This is a genomic window from Pseudoalteromonas sp. Isolate3, assembly GCF_022398505.1.
GTDB classification, from domain to species: Bacteria; Pseudomonadota; Gammaproteobacteria; order Enterobacterales; family Alteromonadaceae; genus Pseudoalteromonas; species Pseudoalteromonas apostichopi.
This window is the reverse complement of sequence record NZ_JAKEVN010000047.1, coordinates 1-22139: the sequence shown is the minus strand read 5'-3', so window position 1 is coordinate 22139 and position 22139 is coordinate 1. Positions and strand designations below refer to the sequence as shown.

The following is a 22139-nucleotide window of genomic DNA, read 5'->3' as shown; positions in this document are numbered from 1 at the left end:
AACTATCGCCAAATACCTCATGAGTCAATAGAGTTTTGAATACATATTCATATTCATGAATATTTCTCACTTAAAGGCACTTTCTAAATTCTATGCTATTTTTTTACATTTAGGCGTATTTCACCCGTTATTTTTTTATGACACTGGTGTCAAATTTAACAACTTGTAAAAAAACAATCTAAAACCAGCCTCTTTACGTTAACGTAAACTGCGCTTAATTATGAATAATTATTCACGATCTGAATATCAATGCAGTTTTTATGAGGTAACACCTAACGCTGCTGCATCATTATTTACTCTTGGCTTTAGCATAGTAACAAACTAGGTCTCTGAGCAGCCGACCTTAGTCGCAATGACTGACTTTCTTTACCCTCGCGTCAATAATCAGCAATTTAAAAGTGTCCGCAGCGGACACTTTTTCTGTCCGCGGACAGACATCTACTCATCAAAACAAATAAAAAAACAATATTATCAGCAACTTAATAATTGGCACGCTAATGGTATAGATAAGTCATCAGCGAAATTAAGGATTTCAAAATGTTCACTATCAGTTTGTTTATGGCTTCTCCGCTTACCATGATTGCCGTTGGCTTCATGATTGTATGTTTTGAGAATCGTAAGGAGTTATGATGATAAAGGATACCAGTGCCCAAGATATTACTGTGGCTAAAAAAAACACCATTAAGAAACCACTTATATTAGCAGTAGGTGTAATACTTGTTGGTGCGCTTGGCTTTCAAGCATTGTTTGCCAGTAGCGATGGCAGCATTTCGGTTGATGCAGCAAGCCTACAAATTAGTGAAGTAAGCCAAAAGACGCTTACTAGAGATGTGGCAGCGAGCGGTAAAATCGTTGCAGCTAATGCGCCAAAAGTTTATAGCCCTGAACGAGGTTTTGTTGATTTAAAAGTAAAAGCCGGTGACAGCGTTGAAGTAAACGAAGTAATCGCCACCGTAACCAGCCCTGAGCTTACTAACGAATTAAAACAGCAACAATCAGTATTAGCACGATTAGAAGGTGAACTACAACGCAAGCAACTTGAAGCACGTCGACAAAAACTAAGCCTTACTAAAGCCCTTGATTTAGCACAGGTTGAACTAAATGCCGCAGACAGAGAAAACCGCCGAGCTAAACTCTCTATCGAAAAACATTTAATCAGCCAAATAGATTTAGAAAAAGCCGTTGATGACTTGGCCCGCGCTAAACTTTCCTTTAAACATGCAGAGCAAGAAGTCAGCTTAGCTAAAGATACCCTCGCATTTGAACTAAAAGCTGCAGAGCGCGATCTGACGCGTCAGCAACTCATCGTTGATGACTTATTTAGGCAGGTGAATGAACTCACAATTACTGCCAGTGTAAGCGGTATTGTTGGTAACTTATTAGTGCAGCAAAAAGAAGCCGTTACACAAAGCCAACCATTAATGACTTTGGTGGATTTAAGTAACTTTGAAGCTGAACTACAAGTACCAGAAAGCTATGCCAATGAGCTAGGTCTTGGTATGCAAGTTGAACTGACTTTAGGTGCCCGTCATGTAACAGGAACCTTATCGGCTATTTCACCGGAGGTGAATAATCGCGAGGTAACTACCCGCGTACGCTTTGACAGTGAGGTTTCTGGTATTCGCCAAAACCAACGCTTAACCGCACGTATTTTATTAGAGAATCGCGATGATGTATTGCAAGTAAAACGCGGTGCATTCTTACAGCAAGGTGGCACCCAGGCTTATAAAGTTGAAGGTGACATGGCTTATTTAATCGATATAAAAACCGGTGCTAGCAGTATCAATGCTGTCGAGATAATAGAAGGCGTAGAGCCTGGCGATAAGCTAATCATCTCGAATTACGACCGCTTTAAAAAAGCATCCACACTGGTTTTACGTTAACAAATAAAAGGAAAAATCAACATGCTTACAATGAACGACATCAGCAAAGTGTATCAAACTGACATGGTACAAACTCATGCCCTTCGCGACTTCAACCTACAAGTAGATGAAGGTGAATTTATTGCAGTAACTGGCCCAAGTGGCTCGGGTAAAACCACTTTTTTAAACATCGCAGGTATGTTGGAGCCATTTAGCGAAGGCCAGTACATGTTAGATGGTATTGATGTGGGGAAACTAAATGACAACCAACGCGCTGATCTACGAAATCAAAAAATTGGTTTTATATTCCAGGGTTTTAACCTCATCCCTGACTTGAACTTATATGAAAATATTGAAGTGCCATTGCGTTATCGTGGCATTAAAGCCGCTGAGCGTAAACGCCGTATTGAGCAATGCCTTGAGCAAGTTGGTTTAGCTTCACGAGCAAAACACTTACCGCAACAACTTTCTGGTGGTCAACAACAACGTGTGGCCATTGCCAGAGCACTAGCCGGTGAGCCTCGCTTTTTACTTGCCGATGAGCCGACGGGTAATTTAGATAGCTTAATGGCACGCCAAGTAATGGAACTACTTGAGCAAATCAACCGTGACGGCGCAACCATCATCATGGTAACCCATGATCCAGAACTTGCGCGCAGAGCCCCACGCAATATCCAAGTTGTTGACGGCCAGCTAGCTGACTTCACCTTATATCAAGGTACCCAAAATCTCAAAGCGGCTGGAGTATAACCATGTTCCTTCATTATTTAGATTTAAGCTGGCGCAGCTTTAAGCGCACGCCACTTGTAAGCTTTTTAATGGTATTGGCCATTGCTATTGGTATTGGCGTAACCATGACAAGTTTATCTGTGTATCACATGATGTCGGCAGATCCTATTCCTGAAAAAAGTAGCAGCCTTTATTCTGTGCAGTTACAAACCATGGATGAAGGCCGTACTTGGTGGACAGTCGATAACATGCCACTGCAATTAACTTATCAAGATGCAGTCAACCTTAATAAAGCAAAAGCCGGTGGTAAACGCGTCACTATGGTAAGAACGGGTTTTTCGGTTTATTTAGACTCAGACAAAGTAAAACCATTTATTGGTCAAGCGCGCCTAACCACTCCTGACTTTTTCGATATGTTTAACTTATCGTTTATTTATGGTGGAGTGTGGACTGAGCAACAAGAAGCAGATGCAGCCCCTGTAGTGGTGATTAATAAAGATCTAAACGACAAGCTTTTCGCAGGTCAAAACCCCGTAGGTAAAATGGTTTATCTAGATGATGCCAGTTATGAAGTTATTGGCGTGATTGATGATTGGGATATCACCACAAAATACTATGACCTTAATAACGGCGCATTTAATAAAACCGAACAACTGTTTTTACCATTTAGCCTAATGAAAGCCCGCGAGCTTGAAAATTGGGGTAATACCAATGGTTGGAAACATGAAAAAACCAACACCTTTAACGACAAACTAAATTCAGAAATGGTGTGGTTGCAGTTTTGGGTTGAACTAAAAACATCTGCAGAAAAACAAGCTTACCAAGACTTTTTGATGGCCTATATGCAAGAGCAACAAAAGCTCGGTCGTTTTAATCGTGAAAAACTAACGGCCACCTTGCGCGATGTAAATGAGTGGATGCAATACAACAATGTTGTCAGTGAAGACAACGAAATTTTAGTCGGCCTAAGTTTTATGTTTTTAGCCGTGTGCCTTGCTAATATTTTAGGCTTATTACTGGCGAAGTTTTTACGTCGTGCTCCTGAAGTGGGTGTACGCCGCGCATTAGGCGCCAGTAAGCGCCAAATCTTCTTTCAACATATCGTTGAGGTGGCAATGTTAGGCTTCTTGGGTGGCATCTTCGGTATTATTTTGGCACAAATAGGTTTATTAGGCGTACGCCATAGCTATAGCTACTACAAAAGCTTAGCCACGATGGATTTAAGCATGCTATTAAGCGCGCCAGTGATTGCAATTACCACCTGTATTATTGCTGGCCTTTACCCTGCATGGCTAGTGTGTAAAACCAACCCTGCTATTTATCTTAAGAGCCAATAAGGAAGACACCTATGTTAGAAATTAAACCTATCTTTCACGCCTTATGCCGCTCAAAAGTTGGCGCTATTTTATTACTGATACAAATTGCCATCACCACTGCGATTGTCAGTAATGCCGCGTTTATTATTCAAGACAGGGTCAGCTACTTAAGCCAAGAAACAGGCTACCCTGAAGAAGATATTTTCGTTTTTAATGTCATGATGTTTGGCAAAGACGTGTCTCCATCTCAGCAGTACGAGCTAGATGAAACTATGCTCCGTCAAATCCCAGGTGTAGTTGATGCGGCTTACTCTAGTAATACACCGCTTTCAGGCAGTGGATCTTCGTCAGATTTTAGTTTAAAGCCTGCACCTGAAGAGAGTAAATCCGTCCGTACGTCTTACATGTTTATCGATGAGCATGGCATTAATACCTACGGTGTTAAGCTCATTGCTGGGCGTAACTACACCGAAGATGAAGTCATCGTGACCGATAACTATGATGAACTGTCAAAAGTAACTGTTGTAACTAAAGCCCTAGTTGATGAGCTATTCCCTGACGGAAATGGTTTAGGTCAAACAGTTTATTTTGGTGACATTCCAATGAAAATTATTGGTGTTATTGATCTTATGAAAGGTCCATGGCTAAAAGACAGCCGCCCAGATAACGTAGCACTGCTACCTTTCATCAAGCCAGGTACAAATGCACGTTTTGTGGTCAGAACTGAGCCAGGTCAACGTCAATCAGTTATGAATCGTGTTGAAGAGGCCATGCTTAAAAACTACAACAAACGTGTTATTTCTCGTATCCGTGGTTTAGATGATGATAAAGAACAGTACATGGCTGAAGACACATTAATGATGAGAATGCTGGTTGTACTCATTGCAATCTTAGTGTTAGTAACTGCACTGGGTATCTTCGGACTTACCTTATTTAATATCAGTAAACGTACAAAACAGATTGGTACTCGCCGCGCTTTAGGTGCAAGAAAATCAGCCATTATTAACTACTTCTTAGTTGAAAATGCCATGATATGTGTAGTTGGTTTAGTGATTGGCGTTATTGCTGCCATATATTTAGGCCAGGTGCTGATGCAGCATTTCTCAATTGCTCAACTTGATATTAGCTACGTGCTAGTAACAGCATTAGCAGTATTTATTATGAGTCTGTTGGCAGTACTTGCTCCAGCAAAACGGGCGGCGAACATCTCTCCGAGCATTGCAACTCGAACAATTTAGTTCTCCCAACCTATGCTACACTGGATTTACAGTGTAGCATTTATCTTGCACCCTTATTAGGAAAATAACTAAAACAATTATATGGAAAAAATACTTATCGTCGATGATAACCCAGCCATCTTGGATGCGTTGTCATTATTACTTGAAATTCACGATTTTGAGGTCGTTACAGCAAGCAATCCTCTTGAGGCAATTCAAGCTGTGCAATATCAACGTATTGCGCTTGTTATTCAAGACATGAACTTTACCGCCGACACAACCTCAGGCGAAGAAGGCAAAGAGCTCTTTTATGCCTTACGAGACATTAACCCTCATTTACCAATTATCTTGATTACCGCATGGACTGAGCTGTCAACAGCCGTTGAACTCGTAAAAGCGGGTGCAGCTGATTATCTACCGAAACCATGGGACGATACCAAGTTACTTACCTGTGTAAATAACCTGATAGAGCTGGGTAAAGTAAAACAACAAAACGAAACCTTTACCCGCCACCAGCAAGAACGTGATGCATCTGTGCATAACGCTAATTTAGTGGGTCTTATATATAAAAGTACCGCTATGGAGCACATTGTTAATCTTGCAATTCAAGTTGCTAAATCGGATATTTCGGTGCTTATCACAGGTCCTAACGGCAGTGGCAAAGAGCGAATTGCACAAATAATTCAGGCTAATTCATTATTAGCAGACAAACCCTTTATCACTGTTAATGCTGGCGCCCTGCCAAGCGAACTGATCGAAGCTGAGCTATTTGGTGCAGAAGCCGGTGCGTATACAGGAATTACTAAACAGCGTATTGGTCGTTTTGAAGCCGCCGATGGTGGCACCCTATTTTTAGACGAAATTGGTAACTTGCCACTGTCTGGGCAAATGAAACTATTACGCATTTTACAAACCGGCGAATTTGAACGCTTAGGTTCAACACAAACACGCAAAGTGAATGTTAGGGTAATTTCAGCAACCAATGAAGATTTAAGTCATGCAATTAAAACTGGTCAGTTTCGTGAAGATCTTTACTACCGTTTGAATGTCATTGAGTTAAATTTGCCAAGCCTTGCTGATCGCCCAGATGACATTTTAGCTTTGGTCGCACACTTTTTACCTGAGCGAGCATTCTCACTCAGCACAGAAAAAGCCCTACTTGCCCACAGCTGGCCTGGTAATGTTCGCGAACTTGAAAATGCCTGTAAACGTGCTGGGGTTTTAAAGCCCACAGGGATGATTGAGCTTGCCGATTTTGGCTTACAAGTTGAAGTAAATAGCCCCGCACAAACAAGAACAGAGCCAAGCAAGCAAGAGATTGAACTTGCCATGCGCGAGTACCAAGGTGTTATTGCGAAAGTGGCTCGTCATTTTGGATTAAGTCGCCAAGCCCTTTATCGTAGACTTGATAAATTTAAGATTGATTATTAATGACAACACAGCGTTTTTCGTTTCGATATAAAATCATAACCTTATGTATTACAGCGTCTGTATTGCCGCTGATATTGGTTTGTTACTTTTCGGGCATAAGCTTGTTTTACAGCATTTTAGCTCTACTTGCATGCGTGTTGATAAGTGCTCTTTTTGCCGCCCAGTTATCTGCCCCGCTCATTGATGGAATGAACTCTCTCGAAACCGGGCTACTTAATTTTAAAGATGGCGAGCTGGCTACATTATTAGCATATGAGGGCAGTGATGAGCTTGGCGATTTATGTCGGCTTTATAACCAAACTGCAAAACAGCTTCGCCAAGAAAAACAATGGATATATCAACGAGAGCTGATGCTCGATAAAGTTTTACAAAGCTCGCCACAAGCAGTGCTTTTGACTAACGACCAAGGTTTTATCGTTTATAGCAACCACAGTGCACGCAGCTTACTCGATGCTAAATCAGCTCTTGAAGGCGCTAAACTTGAACACTTTTTAGAATCTAGCTGTGAGCAATTAACGCGCGCGATTCACAAAGGGGTCGATGGTTTATTTACCCTTGATAAAGAAGACCAAGAATCGCAAACTTGGCATATGGCGACAGGCCGATTATTACTTAATAATCAGTTTCACCAACTGTTTGTATTTAAACAGCTCACTCGCGAGCTAAGCCGCCAAGAAGTTGAAGTGTGGAAAAAAGTCATTCGCATCATTAGTCATGAGCTGAATAACTCACTCGGCCCAATGTCATCCATGCTTCATAGCGCTCAGTTATTAACTAAAGAAGTCGACGAGCCACGCTTGAAGCGGGTCTTTACTACCATTGAGGACCGCATCAAGCATCTTAATGAGTTTGTGCAAGGTTATGGCAAATTTGCCAAGTTACCAACACCGCAACTATCGACGGTTAACTGGCATACTCTTATTGAACAGCTAAAAAGCCAGTGGCAGGTTGATGTATCACTTGATGAGGGTGTAACAACTGAAGCTGATCACACACAACTAGAACAATTACTGATCAACCTATTAAAAAATGCCTATGAATCAGGTTCTAACCCTGAAGATATCAATTTAACTGTGCAACAAGAAGCAAACGGCACTCACATCACAGTGAGCGACAAAGGCAAAGGCATGAGTGAAGCTGTGATGGCTAATGCGCTTATCCCCTTCTATTCAACCAAGACAACTGGTAGTGGCCTAGGTTTAGCACTTTGCAGAGAAATAGTTGAAGCACACCACGGGCAAATTAGCTTACACAACCGCGAGCAAGGTGGCTTAAGCGTGCATGTTTTATTACCCGCATAATACCTATAAGCAATAATATTGGTATAAAAAAAGCCGCAATCAGCGGCTTTTTTCTACACTAAATTCGATTATTCAGCGTCTTTTTCTTTGTACTTTGCAGCTGTTTCAGTAATTAGTGGTTGTAATTCACCACGCTGAAACATTTCGATGATAATGTCACAACCACCGATAAGCTCGCCTTCTACCCAAAGTTGTGGGAATGTTGGCCAGTTTGCGTATGCAGGTAACTCTGCACGGATGTCTGGGTTAAGTAGAATGTCAACGTAAGCAAACTGCTCACCACATGCCATAAGTGCTTGTGATGCTTGTGAAGAAAAACCACAGTTAGGTAACTTTGGTGATCCCTTCATGTAAAGAAGGATTGGATTTTCAGAAATTTGCTGTTTAATTTTATCGATGGTTTCCATTTACAACCTCAAAAAAGACATTGGCTTACTACATTGGCCTTGAAAAAGTTTCACTGTGGCCTCAGATATATAACTTAAAATCGGCATTCGTAGCCACAATTTTAAATAGTCTTTAGCAATAGCATTGCTGTTTGCTAAAACTTGAGTAAAATACTCAACAATTATAGTAACACTATAATACCACTTGGTATAGGGAAGTACGCTGTTTACCTTGCTATTACCTATAACTGAGTGGACTATCAACCAAGAAGATGGAGATAAAAAATGGCATTTGAACTACCGTCACTACCATACGCAATCGATGCATTAGAGCCACATATTTCAAAAGAGACTCTAGAGTTTCACCACGGTAAACACCACAACACTTACGTTGTGAAATTAAACGGTCTGATCCCAGGCACAGAATTCGAAAACAAATCTCTAGAAGAAATCGTATGTTCTTCAGAAGGTGGCGTATTTAACAATGCTGCACAAATCTGGAACCACACTTTCTACTGGAACAGCCTATCTCCAAACGGTGGTGGCGAGCCTACTGGCGCAATCGCTGACGCGATCAATGCTAAATGGGGTTCTTTCGACGCATTCAAAGAAGCGTTAAACGATAAAGCAGTAAACAACTTTGGTTCAAGCTGGACTTGGTTAGTTAAACTAGCTGACGGCACACTTGATATCGTAAACACGTCAAATGCTGCAACTCCATTAACTGATGAAGGTGTTACACCAATCCTAACTGTGGATCTTTGGGAACACGCTTACTACATCGATTACCGTAACGTTCGTCCAGATTACCTAAAAGGTTTCTGGGCATTAGTTAACTGGGACTTCGCGAACGCTAACTTCGCTTAATCTTCTGTTACTAACAGTAATCCAAAAAAGACGCTTCGGCGTCTTTTTTATTGCCATTGCACGCCCCCTCTAAGTCGCAGCCAAGTCCTCAGCCAAAAAGCGTAATCAAGATGAGCTTTTTTCAATTAAATTCTTAATTTTCTTGCGCAAAAATTCAAAATCGTGACTAAGCTTTAATTAGCCTTTGCTTTTCTCTTAATCTAATTACACGTCATTTTAGCGGGTTTTCGGAGGTCTCTATGAGTATTTTTGAGCATTACCAATCACGATACGAAGCAGCGCAAGAAGAAGAATACAGTATTGAGGAATTTCTCGAAATCTGTAAGAAGGATAAATCAGCTTATGCCAGCGCACCTGAACGTCTATTGATGGCGATCGGTGAGCCGGAAATTATCGACACATCGACCGATGCGCGCTTAAGCAGGCTGTTTTCAAATCGCGTAGTTGCACGCTACCCTGCATTTCACGATTTTTATGGTATGGAAGATGCCATTGAACAAATCGTCTCTTACTTAAAGCATGCTGCGCAGGGCTTAGAAGAATGTAAGCAAGTGCTGTATTTACTTGGCCCAGTAGGTGGTGGTAAATCATCAATTGCTGAAAAGCTTAAATATTTAATGCAACAAGTACCAATTTACTCAATAAAAGGCTCGCCCGTCAACGACCACCCTCTAGCGTTATTTGACCCAAATGAAGACGCTGAGCTTTTAGAAAAAGAATACGGTATTAAGCCACGTTATTTAAAAACAGTGATGTCACCATGGGCTGCAAAACGCTTAAGTGAGTTTAATGGTGATATTAGCCAATTCAGAGTAGTTAAGCGCTACCCATCAATTTTAAATCAAATCGCAATTGCCAAAACAGAACCGGGCGATGAAAACAATCAAGATATTTCAGCTTTGGTAGGTAAAGTAGATATTCGCCAGCTAGAGCACTTTGCGCAAAACGACCCTGATGCATATGCATACTCTGGTGCCCTTTGCTTAGCAAACCAAGGCTTAATGGAGTTTGTGGAAATGTTTAAAGCGCCAATCAAGGTGCTACACCCACTGCTTACAGCCACTCAAGAAGGCAACTACAACGGCACAGAAGGTATTAGTGCCCTACCGTTTAATGGCATGATATTAGCTCACTCAAATGAATCTGAGTGGCAAACATTTAAGAACAACAAAAATAATGAAGCATTTTTAGACCGTGTTTACATCGTCAAAGTACCTTATTGTTTACGTGTGTCTGAAGAAGTTAAAATTTACAATAAACTAATTGAAAACAGTGAGTTACATGATGCACCATGTGCACCCGGCACATTAAAGACACTGGCGCAATTTACCACACTTTCGCGGATTAAAGAGCCAGAAAACTCAAGCATTTATTCAAAAATGCGAGTCTATGATGGCGAAAGCTTAAAAGACACCGACCCTAAAGCTAAGTCGTATCAAGAATACCGCGACTACGCCGGTGTTGATGAAGGCATGACAGGGCTATCTACCCGCTTTGCGTTTAAGATTCTATCGCGGGTATTTAACTTCGATACCACAGAAGTAGCTGCTAACCCCGTGCACTTATTCTATGTGCTGGAGCAGCAAATTGAGCGTGAGCAGTTTACTGCCGATGTTGAGGAGCGTTACTTAAGCCACTTAAAAGGTTACCTCATTCCTCAGTACGTTGAGTTTATCGGTAAAGAGTTACAAACGGCGTATTTAGAATCTTATTCTGAATACGGACAAAACATCTTCGACCGTTACGTCACTTATGCAGATTTCTGGATCCAAGATCAAGAATATCGTGACCCAGATACAGGCCAGCTATTTGACCGTGCAGCACTCAATGCAGAGCTTGAGAAGATTGAAAAACCTGCGGGTATTTCAAATCCTAAAGATTTCCGTAATGAAATTGTCAACTTTGTATTGCGTGCGCGTGCACACAACCAAGGCAAGAACCCGCTTTGGACCAGTTACGAAAAACTTCGCACTGTTATTGAGAAAAAAATGTTCTCAAACACTGAAGACCTACTGCCTGTTATTTCTTTCAATGCGAAAACCTCGGCTGAAGATCAGAAAAAACACGAAGACTTTGTCAATCGTATGGTTGAGAAAGGCTATACCCAAAAACAAGTACGTTTACTTTCTGAATGGTATTTACGCGTTAGAAAATCGCAGTAAAAAACGTTTGTTTTAAGGGGGTTGTTATGGCGCATTTTATTGACCGACGCCTGAATGGAAAAAACAAAAGTACCTTGAATCGTCAACGGTTCATCAGGCGTTATAAGAAACAGATTAAAGAAGCGGTATCTGATGCCATTAATAAGCGTAGCGTAACCGATACTACCAGCGGCGAGAGTATTTCTATTCCGCAACGTGATATCAGTGAACCTATTTTTCATCAAGGACGTGGCGGTGACCGCGAACAAATCCACCCAGGTAATGATCAATTCTCTACGGGCGATAAAATCAAGCGGCCGCAAGGGGCTGGTCAAGGTGGAGGCAGTGGCGAAGGTGAAGCCAGTGACTCGGGTGAAGGACAAGATGACTTTGTATTCTCTATTTCAAAGGATGAATACTTAGACTTACTGTTCGAAGATCTTGAACTGCCTAACCTACAACAAAATCAGCTAGATAAACTCGTACAAATGAAAACCCATCGTGCAGGTTTTTGTAATGATGGCATGCCAAGCAATATTGATATAGTGCGCTCATTACAAGGCTCACTTGCTCGCAGAGTAGCAATGACCGCAGGCAAAAAGCGCCACCTTGCTGAGCTTGAAGGTCAGTTAGCGCTGCTAAAAGCAGAGGAAGAACCAGACAAAGCTGCCATTGCGTTACTCGAACGTCAAATTGAGGAACTACAAAGTCGCATTAACGCAGTGCCATTTATTGATAATTATGACCTACGTTTTCGTAATTATGAAAAACAGCCACATCCTACAAGCAAAGCAGTGATGTTTTGCTTAATGGATGTCTCAGGTTCGATGGACCAAGCTACTAAAGATATGGCAAAACGCTTTTATATTTTGCTTTATCAATTTCTAACCCGCAGCTACAAAAATATAGAAGTCGTCTATATTCGCCATCATACCCAAGCGAAAGAAGTAGATGAGCAAGAGTTTTTCTATTCTCAGGAAACGGGTGGCACAATTGTATCGAGCGCATTAAAGCTAATGAACGAAATTATCGCTGATCGCTACAACCCAGAAGAGTGGAACATTTATGCAGCACAAGCCTCTGATGGCGACAACTGGGCAGACGACTCACCGAACTGTGGCGAAATTTTACGTAATAAACTACTAAAGGCGGTGCGCTATTACGCCTACATCGAAATTACAGCCCGTGCCCATCAAAGCTTGTGGCGAGAGTATCAGTCGATAGCGCAAACCCACGACAATTTTGCAATGCAACATATCCGGGGCGTTGAGGACATTTACCCTATTTTCCGTGAATTATTTAAAAAGAATCGTCAGCAGCAAGGCGCCGCATAGCCTTGCGAGTGAGGTAAAGTATGGCCGATAAACGTATTAGTGACGGTCCTGATTGGACATTTGATTTATTAGCAGAGTATCAAACTGAGATTGAGCGGGTTGCGAAAATTTATAAACTCGATACCTACCCAAATCAAATTGAGGTGATCACCGCAGAACAAATGATGGATGCCTATTCCAGTGTAGGGATGCCGATTGGCTACAGCCACTGGTCGTATGGTAAAAAATTCATTCAAACAGAACAAAACTATAAACGAGGACAAATGGGCCTCGCTTATGAAATTGTTATTAACTCAGACCCTTGTATTGCTTATTTAATGGAAGAAAATACCCTACCAATGCAAGCTTTGGTAATGGCTCATGCTTGCTATGGCCACAACTCGTTTTTTAAAGGTAATTACTTATTTAAAACCTGGACCGATGCCAGCTCAATTATCGATTACTTGTTATTTGCAAAAAATTACATAGCTAAATGCGAAGAAAAATACGGCATTACCGAGGTCGAAAACCTGATTGATTCATGTCATGCCCTTATGAATTATGGTGTAGACCGTTACAAGCGCCCGCAACGAATTTCACTGTATGAAGAACAAAAGCGCCAACAAGAACGTGAAGATTACCTACAATCACAAGTGAATGAACTTTGGCGTACTATTCCAACCTCACAGCAAGAGTCTAAAAAGCGTGAGCGCCGCTTTCCTGATGAGCCACAAGAAAACATTTTGTACTTCATCGAGAAAAATGCCCCGCTGCTTGAGTCATGGCAACGGGAAGTCATCCGTATTGTTCGTAAGATTTCTCAATATTTTTATCCACAAAAACAAACTCAAGTTATGAATGAGGGCTGGGCAACATTTTGGCATTACACCATTTTGAACCACCTTTACGATGAAGGAAAACTCACAGATGCCTTTATGCTCGAGTTTTTACAAAGCCATACAAATGTAGTGTATCAACCACCATACAACAGTAACTATTATTCAGGTATAAACCCTTATGCCCTTGGCTTTAACATGATGGTTGATATCCGCAGAATGTGTGAAAACCCAACTGATGAAGATAAAAAGTGGTTCCCTGAATATGCAGGCAGCGATTGGTTAGAGACGCTGCATTTCGCAATGCAAAACTTTAAAGACGAGAGCTTTATAAGCCAGTTTTTATCGCCGAAAATAATTCGTGATTTTAAATTATTTACCATTATTGACCATGAAAAAGAACCGACTCTTAATGTGGGGGCAATTCATGATGAGCTAGGTTATCAACAAGTTCGTGAAACGCTTTCGGCTCAATATAACTTAAGTAATCTCGAGCCAAATATTCAAGTCTATAACGTTGATATCAGAGGAGATCGTTCATTAACTCTGCGCTATGTCCCCCATAACAATATTCCCTTAGCTAAATCAAAAGATGAAGTGCTAAAACACCTTTACAGGCTATGGGGCTTTAAGGTAAAACTGGAACAAGAAACCTCAACAGGTGAAGTTTCATTACTGGGTGAATGCCCAAGCAGTGATACCCGACACACAACAGAGTAGCCAAAATGAATAAAAAAATACTGGTGATCATCGACTCAATAGCCGATGCTAAAACGTCTATTTTACATGCAAAGCAAAAAGCCAAAGGCGTTAAGCATATTGATCTTGTTGCTTTTAGTTATGAAGATACCAATAACATTTTATTCTCTATTCCACCAGATGAAGCGCTTGCGATACAAGACAAAGAACTCGCTAAAGTCCGTGCAGCGCTTAGCCCTCTGATCAGTGAGCATCTAGATGACGGCAGTTATACATTGCAAAACCTGTGGCATGAAAGCCCAGTACAGTGGCTTGCAAATGAGCTTGATACGTCAAACTATGATATGGTGATTAAAACCCGTCACATTGACGAAGAAACGCAATTTAGCGAACTAGATTGGCAGCTTATCCGTTTTAGCCCACTCCCCCTTTACCTAGCCGCCGATAACAAATGGCGTAACAATACCAATGTACTCGCGGCTCTTGATTTAGGCAGCGAAAAAGCCACTAAATACTGTTTAAACGAGGCAATTATTAAAGCAGGTTTGGCCTATGCTAAAGACTACGAAAGCGAATTTTATGCGTGTTATACCGTGCACGTGTCACCATTTTTACGTGATTTAGGCATTGTATTTTCAGATGAACAAGTGACAAATGCTTTTGAAAAACTCCCCGTCGCGCAGCGTACCTTAATTGAAGCGCACGACTTAAAAGAAAAACTAAAAATCAAAGCTGGTGTGGTTGAACAAGTGATTCCAAGTGTTGCAGCAAAATTAAATGCTGATTTAGTGATTATGGGCTCGGTTGGTAATACAGGTATTAAAGGTCATTTAATTGGTAATACTGCTGAAAAGGTCATGAAGCTACTTAAAACAGATATTCTCGTTTTACCGCCACTTGGCATTTAATCGGCAAAATCTTAAGAAAATTAGTATAAAAAAGGGGCTTTTGCCCCTTTTTATAAATCTGTATAAGCAGTAACCATGTTACGGCCATTTTCTTTAGAGTGATACAAGGCTTTATCTGCCGCTTCAACCCACTTTTCGTAGCGATCAAACTTTTCGTCAAAGCAGGCAAAACCAATACTGACCGTCAGTTGAATTTGTTTGCCATCAAAGTATATTGATGAGTTCTCAATCAGTGTTCTTAATCGCTCAGCAAAAATATGCGCACCTTCATGATCAGTATCTAGCAAGGTTACCGCAAACTCTTCACCACCATAGCGGCCAGCTAAATCGGTTTCACGCAAAGTCTTACGCAGAAGGTCAGCAATATGACGCAACGCCTCATCACCTCCGCGATGGCCATGCTCATCATTAACCTTTTTAAAATGATCAATATCAAACATCAACAAACTGCTACACCCGCCACTGCGAACAATACGCATATACTCTTTACGTAATTTTTCTTCCCAATAACCACGGTTGGTCAGTTTAGTCAGCGCATCTGTTCGACTCATTTGTTCAAGCTTACTGTTGGCTTCTTCTAGCTCTTTTTTGTTTACAGCTTCATCCGTTACATCATAAATAATGATACAGATATGCGACACTTCACCTGTGGTCGTTGTCAGCGGAATAAAGGTAGCATTTTGATACATATGATCCGCTTTACCGGTAATTGGGCGGTAGTTTTTGAAACGGAAAATATATGGCTGCTGCTCCCAAATAGTAAATGAACGATTATTTAGTATGAACACAGACTCTGATTTACTGCGAAACCACTTTTCATCAATTGATGGAAATAAATCAAACAGATCTTTATCTTTCACCGCGCTTGGTAGCAAGCCTGAATGGTTTTCCATAAAACCATTCCAGATGCATACTTTGTAGTCTCTATCGAGCACTACTAGGCCTACATCAACGGTATTAAACATATCCATTAACCAATGGAGTTCATTCATATTAAAATCGGCTGCAGGCATAGTTTAGTCTTCTAATAAATAAGCTACTTTGTACTTAAGGGTTTTAAGTGAGTCCTCAGTGAACAGCAACATCAAATCACAGTTAATATTGTGATTTTCGATGCCATAGCTGATCTCAATCGCCAGTGTTCGTTGCCAGCGAGATTTATTGGCTTTTACTAAATCGGTGACATCACAATGCTGCCCTAGCACCACAGGATGACCTTGGCTAAAACGCATATCGAGCTGTTTAGAAAGCCCTGATAAAATCGCACCGATCAGAATGTTGCTCACATCCATTAACAGCTCAAGCTCGACATTATCGTTTAGCTCACCTTCGTAATTCATCAATGACGCGATTTCTTTAAAACTTGAATCGTTTAAAAGTAGTAATGCTTCGCCAGATACTCCACCGCCGATAAAACCTTGGCATACACCCGATGTAGTTGCATTAGCATCAATAGAGCGCAGAGCCATATCAAGCTCATTTACTTCTAATACATTTACATTAGGGATAGGCAGCTTTACGAATACATTAAGAAGACGCGCTAATAAGTCCCCTGCTTGCCCCATAGCGACGTTAGTGAGCTCTTGATAGATATCACGGACATCAGGGTCAACTTGCTCACCTAGCTTATTAGCAAGGCGCTCACGCATGGCTTTATCTTTAATACCATGGTGTTCGATGATATTAGCGAGCTTTTCCGCAGAGCAAGGTTTTTGAATAAAGTCGATGGCACCTAACTCTAGCACTCGTTGATGCGCATTAGGTTGAATATCACCAGACACAACCACGGTGAGAACATGAAGGTCCTGTTCTTGAATGGCTTGAAGCACTTCATAGCCATCCATTTCAGGCATGTTTAAATCGAGAAATAGAATTTCTGGCTGAATTTTTTTAATCTGCTCAATACAGTGCACACCATTTTCAGCGAACTCAACTTTAATATCCCAATCATCGGGTAAAGAGCGCGCTAATTGTCGACGTGCTAACTTTGAATCATCACAAACTAATACCGATGTTGACATACCTTCTCTCTAAATACGCACTTTTAACTAGATACTAACTAGTGCCAGTAACTTTATTATTATTTTTCTATATAAAAAATCGGTTCACGAACACATGTTAATCAAACTATTGGTTATTTACAATTTTAAATTGTACTAATCCTTTGAGCCACTCTATGAGTATAATACACTGATGTTAAATGCGTTAATTTGAAGGAATCTTATTATGTTACGTCCGCTAATATTTGCACTAGGTGCTGTATGCACGTTTAGTTATGCTGGTGATTTATCAGAAAATAGTTTAGATGCAGGTAAGGTTTCTGCCCAATCTAAGCCGGTCACTTTACTAGGTCAAGGTGTTGAAGTTGGTCAAAAAGCGCCTAATTTTAAAGTAGTAGATGGCAGCTTTACACCTGTCACACTAGATAACTACCAAGGTCAAGCAGTGCTTTTAAGCGTAGTGCCAAGTTTAGATACGGGTGTGTGTAGTATTCAAACCAAACACTTTAATGAAAAAGTAGCTACTGAGTACCCAAGTGTTGCTATGCTTACCTTAAGCGCAGATTTACCGTTTGCACAAAAGCGTTTTTGTAAAGCCGAAAATATCGACAAAGTGGTGACTTTGTCTGACTCAGTGTGGCGTGACTTTGGTAAGAACTACGGTTTGATTATCAAAGATATGGGCTTATTAACCCGTGCGGTGTTTGTGTTAGATAAAGAACATAACATCGTTTATAAGCAGCTAGTTGATAATTTATCAAAAGAGCCTGATTACGACGGTGCCATTGCGGCATTAAAGAAACTGTAAAGCGCAATTTTACTTGCAGTGAGACAGACACAAAAAAACCGCCCAGAGGCGGTTTTTTWTTTGTGATTCTAAAAGGTAAATTAACCTAGTAGCTCACCAAGTTGTTGGCTAACAGCTTCAACAGCTTGAGTACCGTCTAATTTGTGGTACTGAGTGTTGCCTGCTTTTGCTTCAGCTTGGTAGTAATCAACTAATGGTTTAGTTTGGTCGTGGTAAATACCTAAACGCTTACGTACTGTTTCTTCAGTATCGTCATCACGAATGATTAGATCTTCACCTGTGATGTCATCTTTGCCATCAACTTTAGGTGGATTATAAACAACGTGATAAACACGACCAGAACCAGGGTGTACGCGACGGCCGCCCATACGCTCAACGATGATTTCGTCAGCAACGTCAAATTCGATAACGTGATCAACTACCACGCCATTCTCTTTCATTGCATCTGCTTGAGGAATAGTACGAGGGAAACCATCTAGTAAGAAACCTTTTTCGCAATCTGGCTTAGCGATGCGCTCTTTAACTAGACCGATAATAATTTCGTCAGATACTAATTGACCTGCATCCATTACTTTTTTAGCTTCAAGACCAAGTGGTGTACCTTCTTTGATTGCTGCACGCAGCATATCGCCCGTAGAAATTTGTGGAATACCGTATTTGTCCATCAAAAACTGAGCTTGAGTACCTTTACCTGCACCCGGCGCGCCCAAAAGAATAATGCGCATATCATTGTCCTCTGTGTGATACTAATCTTAAAAATGGTCGATCAGTGGAGTTTTGTTTTTAGAGCCTGAATTCTTCCACAACTAAGGCTATACCTCAAGTAACTTATACCAATTGCCTATATTAGCGGCAATAAAAAAGGGAGCCTTGCTCCCTTTTCCAACTCATTATGCTAAAACGCTTATTTGCTTAAATCTAGCATAAGATTATTCAAACGAGTTACAAAGCCTGCAGGGTCTTTTAAAGTTCCGCGCTCAGCGAGTAGTGCTTGATCTAGAAGTACTTGTGACCACTGGGCAAACTTGTCTTCATCTTGTTCAACATTTAAGTGTTTAACAAGCTGATGCTCTGGGTTAAGCTCAAAAATTGGCTTTTGCTCAGGCACAGTTTGACCAACTGATTCCATTAACTTTTGCATTTGTGAGCTCATATCATGCTCATCAGCAACAACACATGCAGGAGAGTCCGTTAGACGATGCGTAAAGCGTACGTCTTTAACGTTATCACCTAGTGCAGTTTTAATGCGCTCAACTAGGCCTGCAACTTCTTTTTCTGACTCTTCTTGCGCTTTTTTCGTTTCTTCGTCATCCATGTTGCCTAAATCTAAGTCACCACGGGTAATTGACTGGAATGACTTTTCGTTGAACTCTGTTAAGTAGCTCATCATCCACTCATCAACACGGTCACTTAGTAGCAATACTTCGATGCCCTTCTTACGGAAGATCTCTAAGTGTGGTGAGTTTTTCGCTGCAGCGAATGAATCAGCAACGACATAGTAAATCTTATCTTGCTCTGGCTTCATACGCTCAATGTATTGTTCAAGCGATACATTTTGTGTGCTTTCGTCAGTATGTGTAGAAGCGAAACGCAGTAGCTTAGCAATGGCTTCTTTATTTGCCATATCTTCCGCTGGGCCTTCTTTTAACACCTGACCAAATTCGTTCCAGAAAGATTGATAATCTTCTTCGCGGTTTTTCGCCATGCGCTCGAGCATTTTAAGTACGCGCGATGTACAACCTTTACGGATTGCCTGTGTTACTTTGTTGTCTTGCAAGATTTCACGCGACACGTTAAGTGGTAAGTCGTTTGAATCAAGTAAACCTTTCACAAAACGTAGGTAGCTTGGCATGAACTGCTCTGCGTCATCCATAATGAAAACGCGTTGCACATACAGTTTTAAACCTGATTGACGCTCACGGTTCCATAAATCGAAAGGTGCTTTTTTCGGGATGTATAACAGGCTAGTGTATTCTGTTTTACCTTCAACCTTGTTATGTGCCCAGCTTAGTGGCTCTTCCCAATCATGACCGATATGCTTATAAAACTCTTTGTACTCTTCGTCTGTTACTTCTGACTTATCACGAGTCCATAGTGCTGTCGCGCGGTTAATACCTTCCCACTCGCCTGGCTGTGCTGGAATCTTCTCGCCATCAGGACCTTCAGATTCAGGTACTTCTGCTTTATACATTTCAACAGGAATCGAAATATGATCAGAGTATTTAGTTACGATACTACGTAAACGGAACTCATCAGCAAACTCTGTTTCGTCTTCACGAAGGTGAAGAATAATTTCGGTACCGCGTGATGGTTTATCAATCTCTTGTAATGTGTACTCACCTTCACCTGCAGATTGCCATTCAATACCTTGGCTTTCACCTGCTTTACGAGTACGCACTGTTACTTTGTCAGCAACGATAAATGCTGAGTAAAAACCAACACCAAATTGACCAATCAATTGTGAATCTTTGCTTTGGTCGCCTGTTAGGTTTTGGAAAAACTCTGCAGTGCCAGATTTTGCAATGGTACCTAGTGAATTAATCACATCTTCACGGCTCATACCAATACCGTTATCAGTAATGGTGACCGTGTTTGCTTCTTTATCAGCACTGATACGTACTTTTAGTTCCGCATCATTTTCATATAAATCGCCATTAGAAAGCGCAAGGAAACGTAATTTATCTGCCGCATCTGAGGCGTTTGATACAAGCTCACGTAGAAAAATCTCTTTATTAGAGTAAAGAGAATGAATCATTAGATGTAGTAACTTGCCCGTATCTGAGCCAAATTCATGTTTTGTAATGTCTTTTTGTTCTGCCATGGTAATACCTTTAACACTTTTGGTACACAGTTTGGTACACATTTCAATTGTTAAGCTTTCGCTTCTGAATCGAATATTGTGTCACTAGGTAGACAATTCAAGTGCTAACAGAAATAAAAAGCACGTAGACTTAAGCTGAACGCTCAACTAACTTTAAAAACACCTTAATACAAGTGGATAAAGAATGCACATTGTCTTGATGCTGTTTTTAGTGATCTCTAGCTGCGCTTTGACCGAAAATGTTAGCATACTTTTAGGTGGGCCAGTTTTTCTGTTAGGGCTAGCTTGCTTTAATCTTGGTTCAGATAAATGGAGAGAGAAGCAAGAAGGCTTGATAATTCTATTAGGCCTTATATGCTTAGTCCTCGTATTTATAGGAAATTTTTTTAATTGGTAGTAGGATTTGGTACTTCTAAAAATATTATTAAAAGAAGTTAAGAATGGAACTTGGTGGTATCAGTATATGGCAAATTATAATTTTAATAATCCCATTTTTTTTCGTGATTGCGCCCTGCTTACTTGCTTTGTTCTCTAGCAAAGAGAAAGGTATCCATAAACTAATTTGGTTTTTGCTATCATTTTTTATGTCTTGGATAGGTTATGCGCTCTACTTTTTCACAGTTATCAAAGAACAAAAGTCTAAGACTCCGTAGAACGCATTATTTATTATAGCAAGCTAGTAAAATTTAGTTACTTCGCTAGCTCTCTACATTCATAAACTTTACCCATCACAAATTTAGATTCTCTCTCAGAAAGATATAGATTGTACTTAATTTTAACCCTCAACCACTTTTCTAAATACTCACAGTGAAATGCCTTATTTTCCGGCATCCATTCTAATGGTGATTTAGAGCCTTTAGCTTGATTTGAATTATCTTCAACTGCTAATAAGTTTTCAAAATCATTCGCAAAAACCCGCTTTTGTTCTCGAGTCCAGTTGGCCGCGCCCGTTTCATGTGCATGAGCTAAAGGAACTATATGATCAATGTCTAAATCAGATGCTTTAGTAAAAACCTGTAAAGTATATGGATCTAACCATTCGCCCCATGAAACATTACAGCCTTTCTTTCTTTTGAATTTTACAGGAGCTCGAGAGTCGCGGATCAGTATCTCAGCTCGAGTGTCTTGGCAGTCAGAGTCTGCATCTACCCAGTGAGGCCAATCTTTTCTGTTGTAACTTGTTAGAACTGGTGGAGAAGTAGGTGTGATTACTGAAGTAGATTTGTTTGTATAAGCTTTTTTCTTTACGCCATGACAATGATAGCCACTATTTTTTCGGTCATTGTGACAGCCTTCTGAATTTGTTCGTCCACTATGAGCAGCAGATGATAATGAAATCATGGATAACGATAAAAAAATGAACAGTTTCATATAAATTCCCTTTAAAACACTTAAAATTTGTTGACTATGGTTCGTTATTTTGTGTACTTTTAAATTTGCCCTCAGTTATAAATTAAAAATGCTTATTTTTTCCATTATTTATCCTTTAAGGGCATTCCATCTG

At 40.6% G+C, this 22139-nt stretch carries 18 protein-coding genes; 12 read left to right on the top strand and 6 right to left on the bottom strand.

The window, feature by feature from the left end; all coding sequences use genetic code 11:
- The first annotated feature begins 629 nt into the window (after window positions 1-629).
- The 6 genes from L1D46_RS11015 to L1D46_RS10990 all read left to right on the top strand — a co-directional run bounded on the left by L1D46_RS11015 (window position 630) and on the right by L1D46_RS10990 (window position 7856).
- The gene (locus L1D46_RS11015; RefSeq protein ID WP_130052275.1) at window positions 630-1883 is read left to right on the top strand and encodes an HlyD family efflux transporter periplasmic adaptor subunit; all 1254 of its coding nucleotides are present in this window, start codon (window positions 630-632) and stop codon (window positions 1881-1883) included.
- A 21-nt stretch (window positions 1884-1904) separates the two neighbouring features.
- Window positions 1905-2612 (top strand): ABC transporter ATP-binding protein, encoded by a 708-nt coding sequence (locus L1D46_RS11010; protein WP_130051273.1) that lies wholly within the window; start codon window positions 1905-1907, stop codon window positions 2610-2612.
- Between the two features lie 2 nt (window positions 2613-2614).
- On the top strand, window positions 2615-3928 hold the full coding sequence (locus tag L1D46_RS11005; protein ID WP_130051272.1) for an ABC transporter permease: 1314 nt from the start codon (window positions 2615-2617) through the stop codon (window positions 3926-3928).
- Window positions 3929-3939: 11 nt separating this feature from the next.
- Entirely contained in the window at window positions 3940-5145 is a 1206-nt protein-coding gene (locus tag L1D46_RS11000; protein WP_130051271.1) for an FtsX-like permease family protein, read from the top strand.
- Between the two features lie 81 nt (window positions 5146-5226).
- Entirely contained in the window at window positions 5227-6555 is a 1329-nt protein-coding gene (locus L1D46_RS10995) for a sigma-54 dependent transcriptional regulator (RefSeq protein WP_178927126.1), read from the top strand.
- On the top strand, window positions 6555-7856 hold the full coding sequence (locus L1D46_RS10990; RefSeq protein ID WP_239977555.1) for an ATP-binding protein: 1302 nt from the start codon (window positions 6555-6557) through the stop codon (window positions 7854-7856). The genes L1D46_RS10995 and L1D46_RS10990 overlap by 1 nt, the downstream gene beginning before the upstream one ends.
- A gap of 68 nt (window positions 7857-7924) precedes the next feature.
- Here the strand turns inward: L1D46_RS10990 and L1D46_RS10985 are convergent, their stop codons facing one another.
- Window positions 7925-8263 (bottom strand): Grx4 family monothiol glutaredoxin, encoded by a 339-nt coding sequence (locus L1D46_RS10985; RefSeq protein WP_054551536.1) that lies wholly within the window; start codon window positions 8261-8263, stop codon window positions 7925-7927.
- A gap of 264 nt (window positions 8264-8527) precedes the next feature.
- On the opposite strand from L1D46_RS10985, the gene L1D46_RS10980 reads away from it, so the two are divergent.
- The 5 genes from L1D46_RS10980 (at window position 8528) to L1D46_RS10960 (ending at window position 15006) form a co-directional block, all read left to right on the top strand.
- Window positions 8528-9109 carry a Fe-Mn family superoxide dismutase gene (locus L1D46_RS10980; RefSeq protein WP_054551537.1) on the top strand — a complete coding sequence of 194 codons (582 nt, stop codon included), beginning with the start codon at window positions 8528-8530 and terminating at the stop codon, window positions 9107-9109.
- A 239-nt stretch (window positions 9110-9348) separates the two neighbouring features.
- Window positions 9349-11271: a PrkA family serine protein kinase gene (locus L1D46_RS10975; RefSeq protein WP_239977554.1), complete on the top strand. Its 1923-nt coding sequence runs from the start codon at window positions 9349-9351 to the stop codon at window positions 11269-11271.
- A gap of 26 nt (window positions 11272-11297) precedes the next feature.
- Window positions 11298-12584 (top strand): YeaH/YhbH family protein, encoded by a 1287-nt coding sequence (locus L1D46_RS10970; protein WP_239977553.1) that lies wholly within the window; start codon window positions 11298-11300, stop codon window positions 12582-12584.
- 20 nt (window positions 12585-12604) lie between these two features.
- A complete protein-coding gene (locus L1D46_RS10965; protein WP_130051266.1) occupies window positions 12605-14119 on the top strand; it encodes a SpoVR family protein in 1515 nt (504 codons plus the stop codon).
- 5 nt (window positions 14120-14124) lie between these two features.
- On the top strand, window positions 14125-15006 hold the full coding sequence (locus L1D46_RS10960) for a universal stress protein (protein ID WP_130051265.1): 882 nt from the start codon (window positions 14125-14127) through the stop codon (window positions 15004-15006).
- 50 nt (window positions 15007-15056) lie between these two features.
- Here L1D46_RS10960 and L1D46_RS10955 read toward each other — a convergent pair whose 3' ends face one another.
- Together L1D46_RS10955 and L1D46_RS10950 are read right to left on the bottom strand one after the other, a co-directional pair.
- Complete coding sequence (locus tag L1D46_RS10955; RefSeq protein ID WP_130051264.1) at window positions 15057-16019, bottom strand: diguanylate cyclase; 963 nt, start codon at window positions 16017-16019, stop codon at window positions 15057-15059.
- 3 nt (window positions 16020-16022) lie between these two features.
- Complete coding sequence (locus tag L1D46_RS10950) at window positions 16023-17027, bottom strand: response regulator (protein WP_130051263.1); 1005 nt, start codon at window positions 17025-17027, stop codon at window positions 16023-16025.
- A 205-nt stretch (window positions 17028-17232) separates the two neighbouring features.
- On the opposite strand from L1D46_RS10950, the gene tpx reads away from it, so the two are divergent.
- Complete coding sequence (tpx, locus tag L1D46_RS10945; protein ID WP_130051262.1) at window positions 17233-17814, top strand: thiol peroxidase; 582 nt, start codon at window positions 17233-17235, stop codon at window positions 17812-17814.
- An 80-nt stretch (window positions 17815-17894) separates the two neighbouring features.
- On the opposite strand, the gene adk is transcribed toward tpx, so the two are convergent.
- The 3 genes from adk to L1D46_RS10930 form a co-directional block, all read right to left on the bottom strand.
- Window positions 17895-18539 (bottom strand): adenylate kinase, encoded by a 645-nt coding sequence (adk, locus tag L1D46_RS10940; protein ID WP_036967590.1) that lies wholly within the window; start codon window positions 18537-18539, stop codon window positions 17895-17897.
- Window positions 18540-18718: 179 nt separating this feature from the next.
- On the bottom strand, window positions 18719-20641 hold the full coding sequence (gene htpG / locus L1D46_RS10935) for a molecular chaperone HtpG (RefSeq protein ID WP_239977557.1): 1923 nt from the start codon (window positions 20639-20641) through the stop codon (window positions 18719-18721).
- 684 nt (window positions 20642-21325) lie between these two features.
- Complete coding sequence (locus L1D46_RS10930) at window positions 21326-22006, bottom strand: HNH endonuclease (RefSeq protein ID WP_239977552.1); 681 nt, start codon at window positions 22004-22006, stop codon at window positions 21326-21328.
- Between the last annotated feature and the right edge of the window lie 133 nt (window positions 22007-22139).

Coding starts and splice junctions, on each gene's coding strand:
- L1D46_RS11015 (WP_130052275.1), top strand. CDS start 630: ATGATAAAGGATACCAGTGCCCAAGATATTACTGTGGCTAAAAAAAAC.
- L1D46_RS11010 (WP_130051273.1), top strand. CDS start 1,905: ATGCTTACAATGAACGACATCAGCAAAGTGTATCAAACTGACATGGTA.
- L1D46_RS11005 (WP_130051272.1), top strand. CDS start 2,615: ATGTTCCTTCATTATTTAGATTTAAGCTGGCGCAGCTTTAAGCGCACG.
- L1D46_RS11000 (WP_130051271.1), top strand. CDS start 3,940: ATGTTAGAAATTAAACCTATCTTTCACGCCTTATGCCGCTCAAAAGTT.
- L1D46_RS10995 (WP_178927126.1), top strand. CDS start 5,227: ATGGAAAAAATACTTATCGTCGATGATAACCCAGCCATCTTGGATGCG.
- L1D46_RS10990 (WP_239977555.1), top strand. CDS start 6,555: ATGACAACACAGCGTTTTTCGTTTCGATATAAAATCATAACCTTATGT.
- L1D46_RS10985 (WP_054551536.1), bottom strand. CDS start 8,263: ATGGAAACCATCGATAAAATTAAACAGCAAATTTCTGAAAATCCAATC.
- L1D46_RS10980 (WP_054551537.1), top strand. CDS start 8,528: ATGGCATTTGAACTACCGTCACTACCATACGCAATCGATGCATTAGAG.
- L1D46_RS10975 (WP_239977554.1), top strand. CDS start 9,349: ATGAGTATTTTTGAGCATTACCAATCACGATACGAAGCAGCGCAAGAA.
- L1D46_RS10970 (WP_239977553.1), top strand. CDS start 11,298: ATGGCGCATTTTATTGACCGACGCCTGAATGGAAAAAACAAAAGTACC.
- L1D46_RS10965 (WP_130051266.1), top strand. CDS start 12,605: ATGGCCGATAAACGTATTAGTGACGGTCCTGATTGGACATTTGATTTA.
- L1D46_RS10960 (WP_130051265.1), top strand. CDS start 14,125: ATGAATAAAAAAATACTGGTGATCATCGACTCAATAGCCGATGCTAAA.
- L1D46_RS10955 (WP_130051264.1), bottom strand. CDS start 16,019: ATGCCTGCAGCCGATTTTAATATGAATGAACTCCATTGGTTAATGGAT.
- L1D46_RS10950 (WP_130051263.1), bottom strand. CDS start 17,027: ATGTCAACATCGGTATTAGTTTGTGATGATTCAAAGTTAGCACGTCGA.
- tpx (WP_130051262.1), top strand. CDS start 17,233: ATGTTACGTCCGCTAATATTTGCACTAGGTGCTGTATGCACGTTTAGT.
- adk (WP_036967590.1), bottom strand. CDS start 18,539: ATGCGCATTATTCTTTTGGGCGCGCCGGGTGCAGGTAAAGGTACTCAA.
- L1D46_RS10930 (WP_239977552.1), bottom strand. CDS start 22,006: ATGAAACTGTTCATTTTTTTATCGTTATCCATGATTTCATTATCATCT.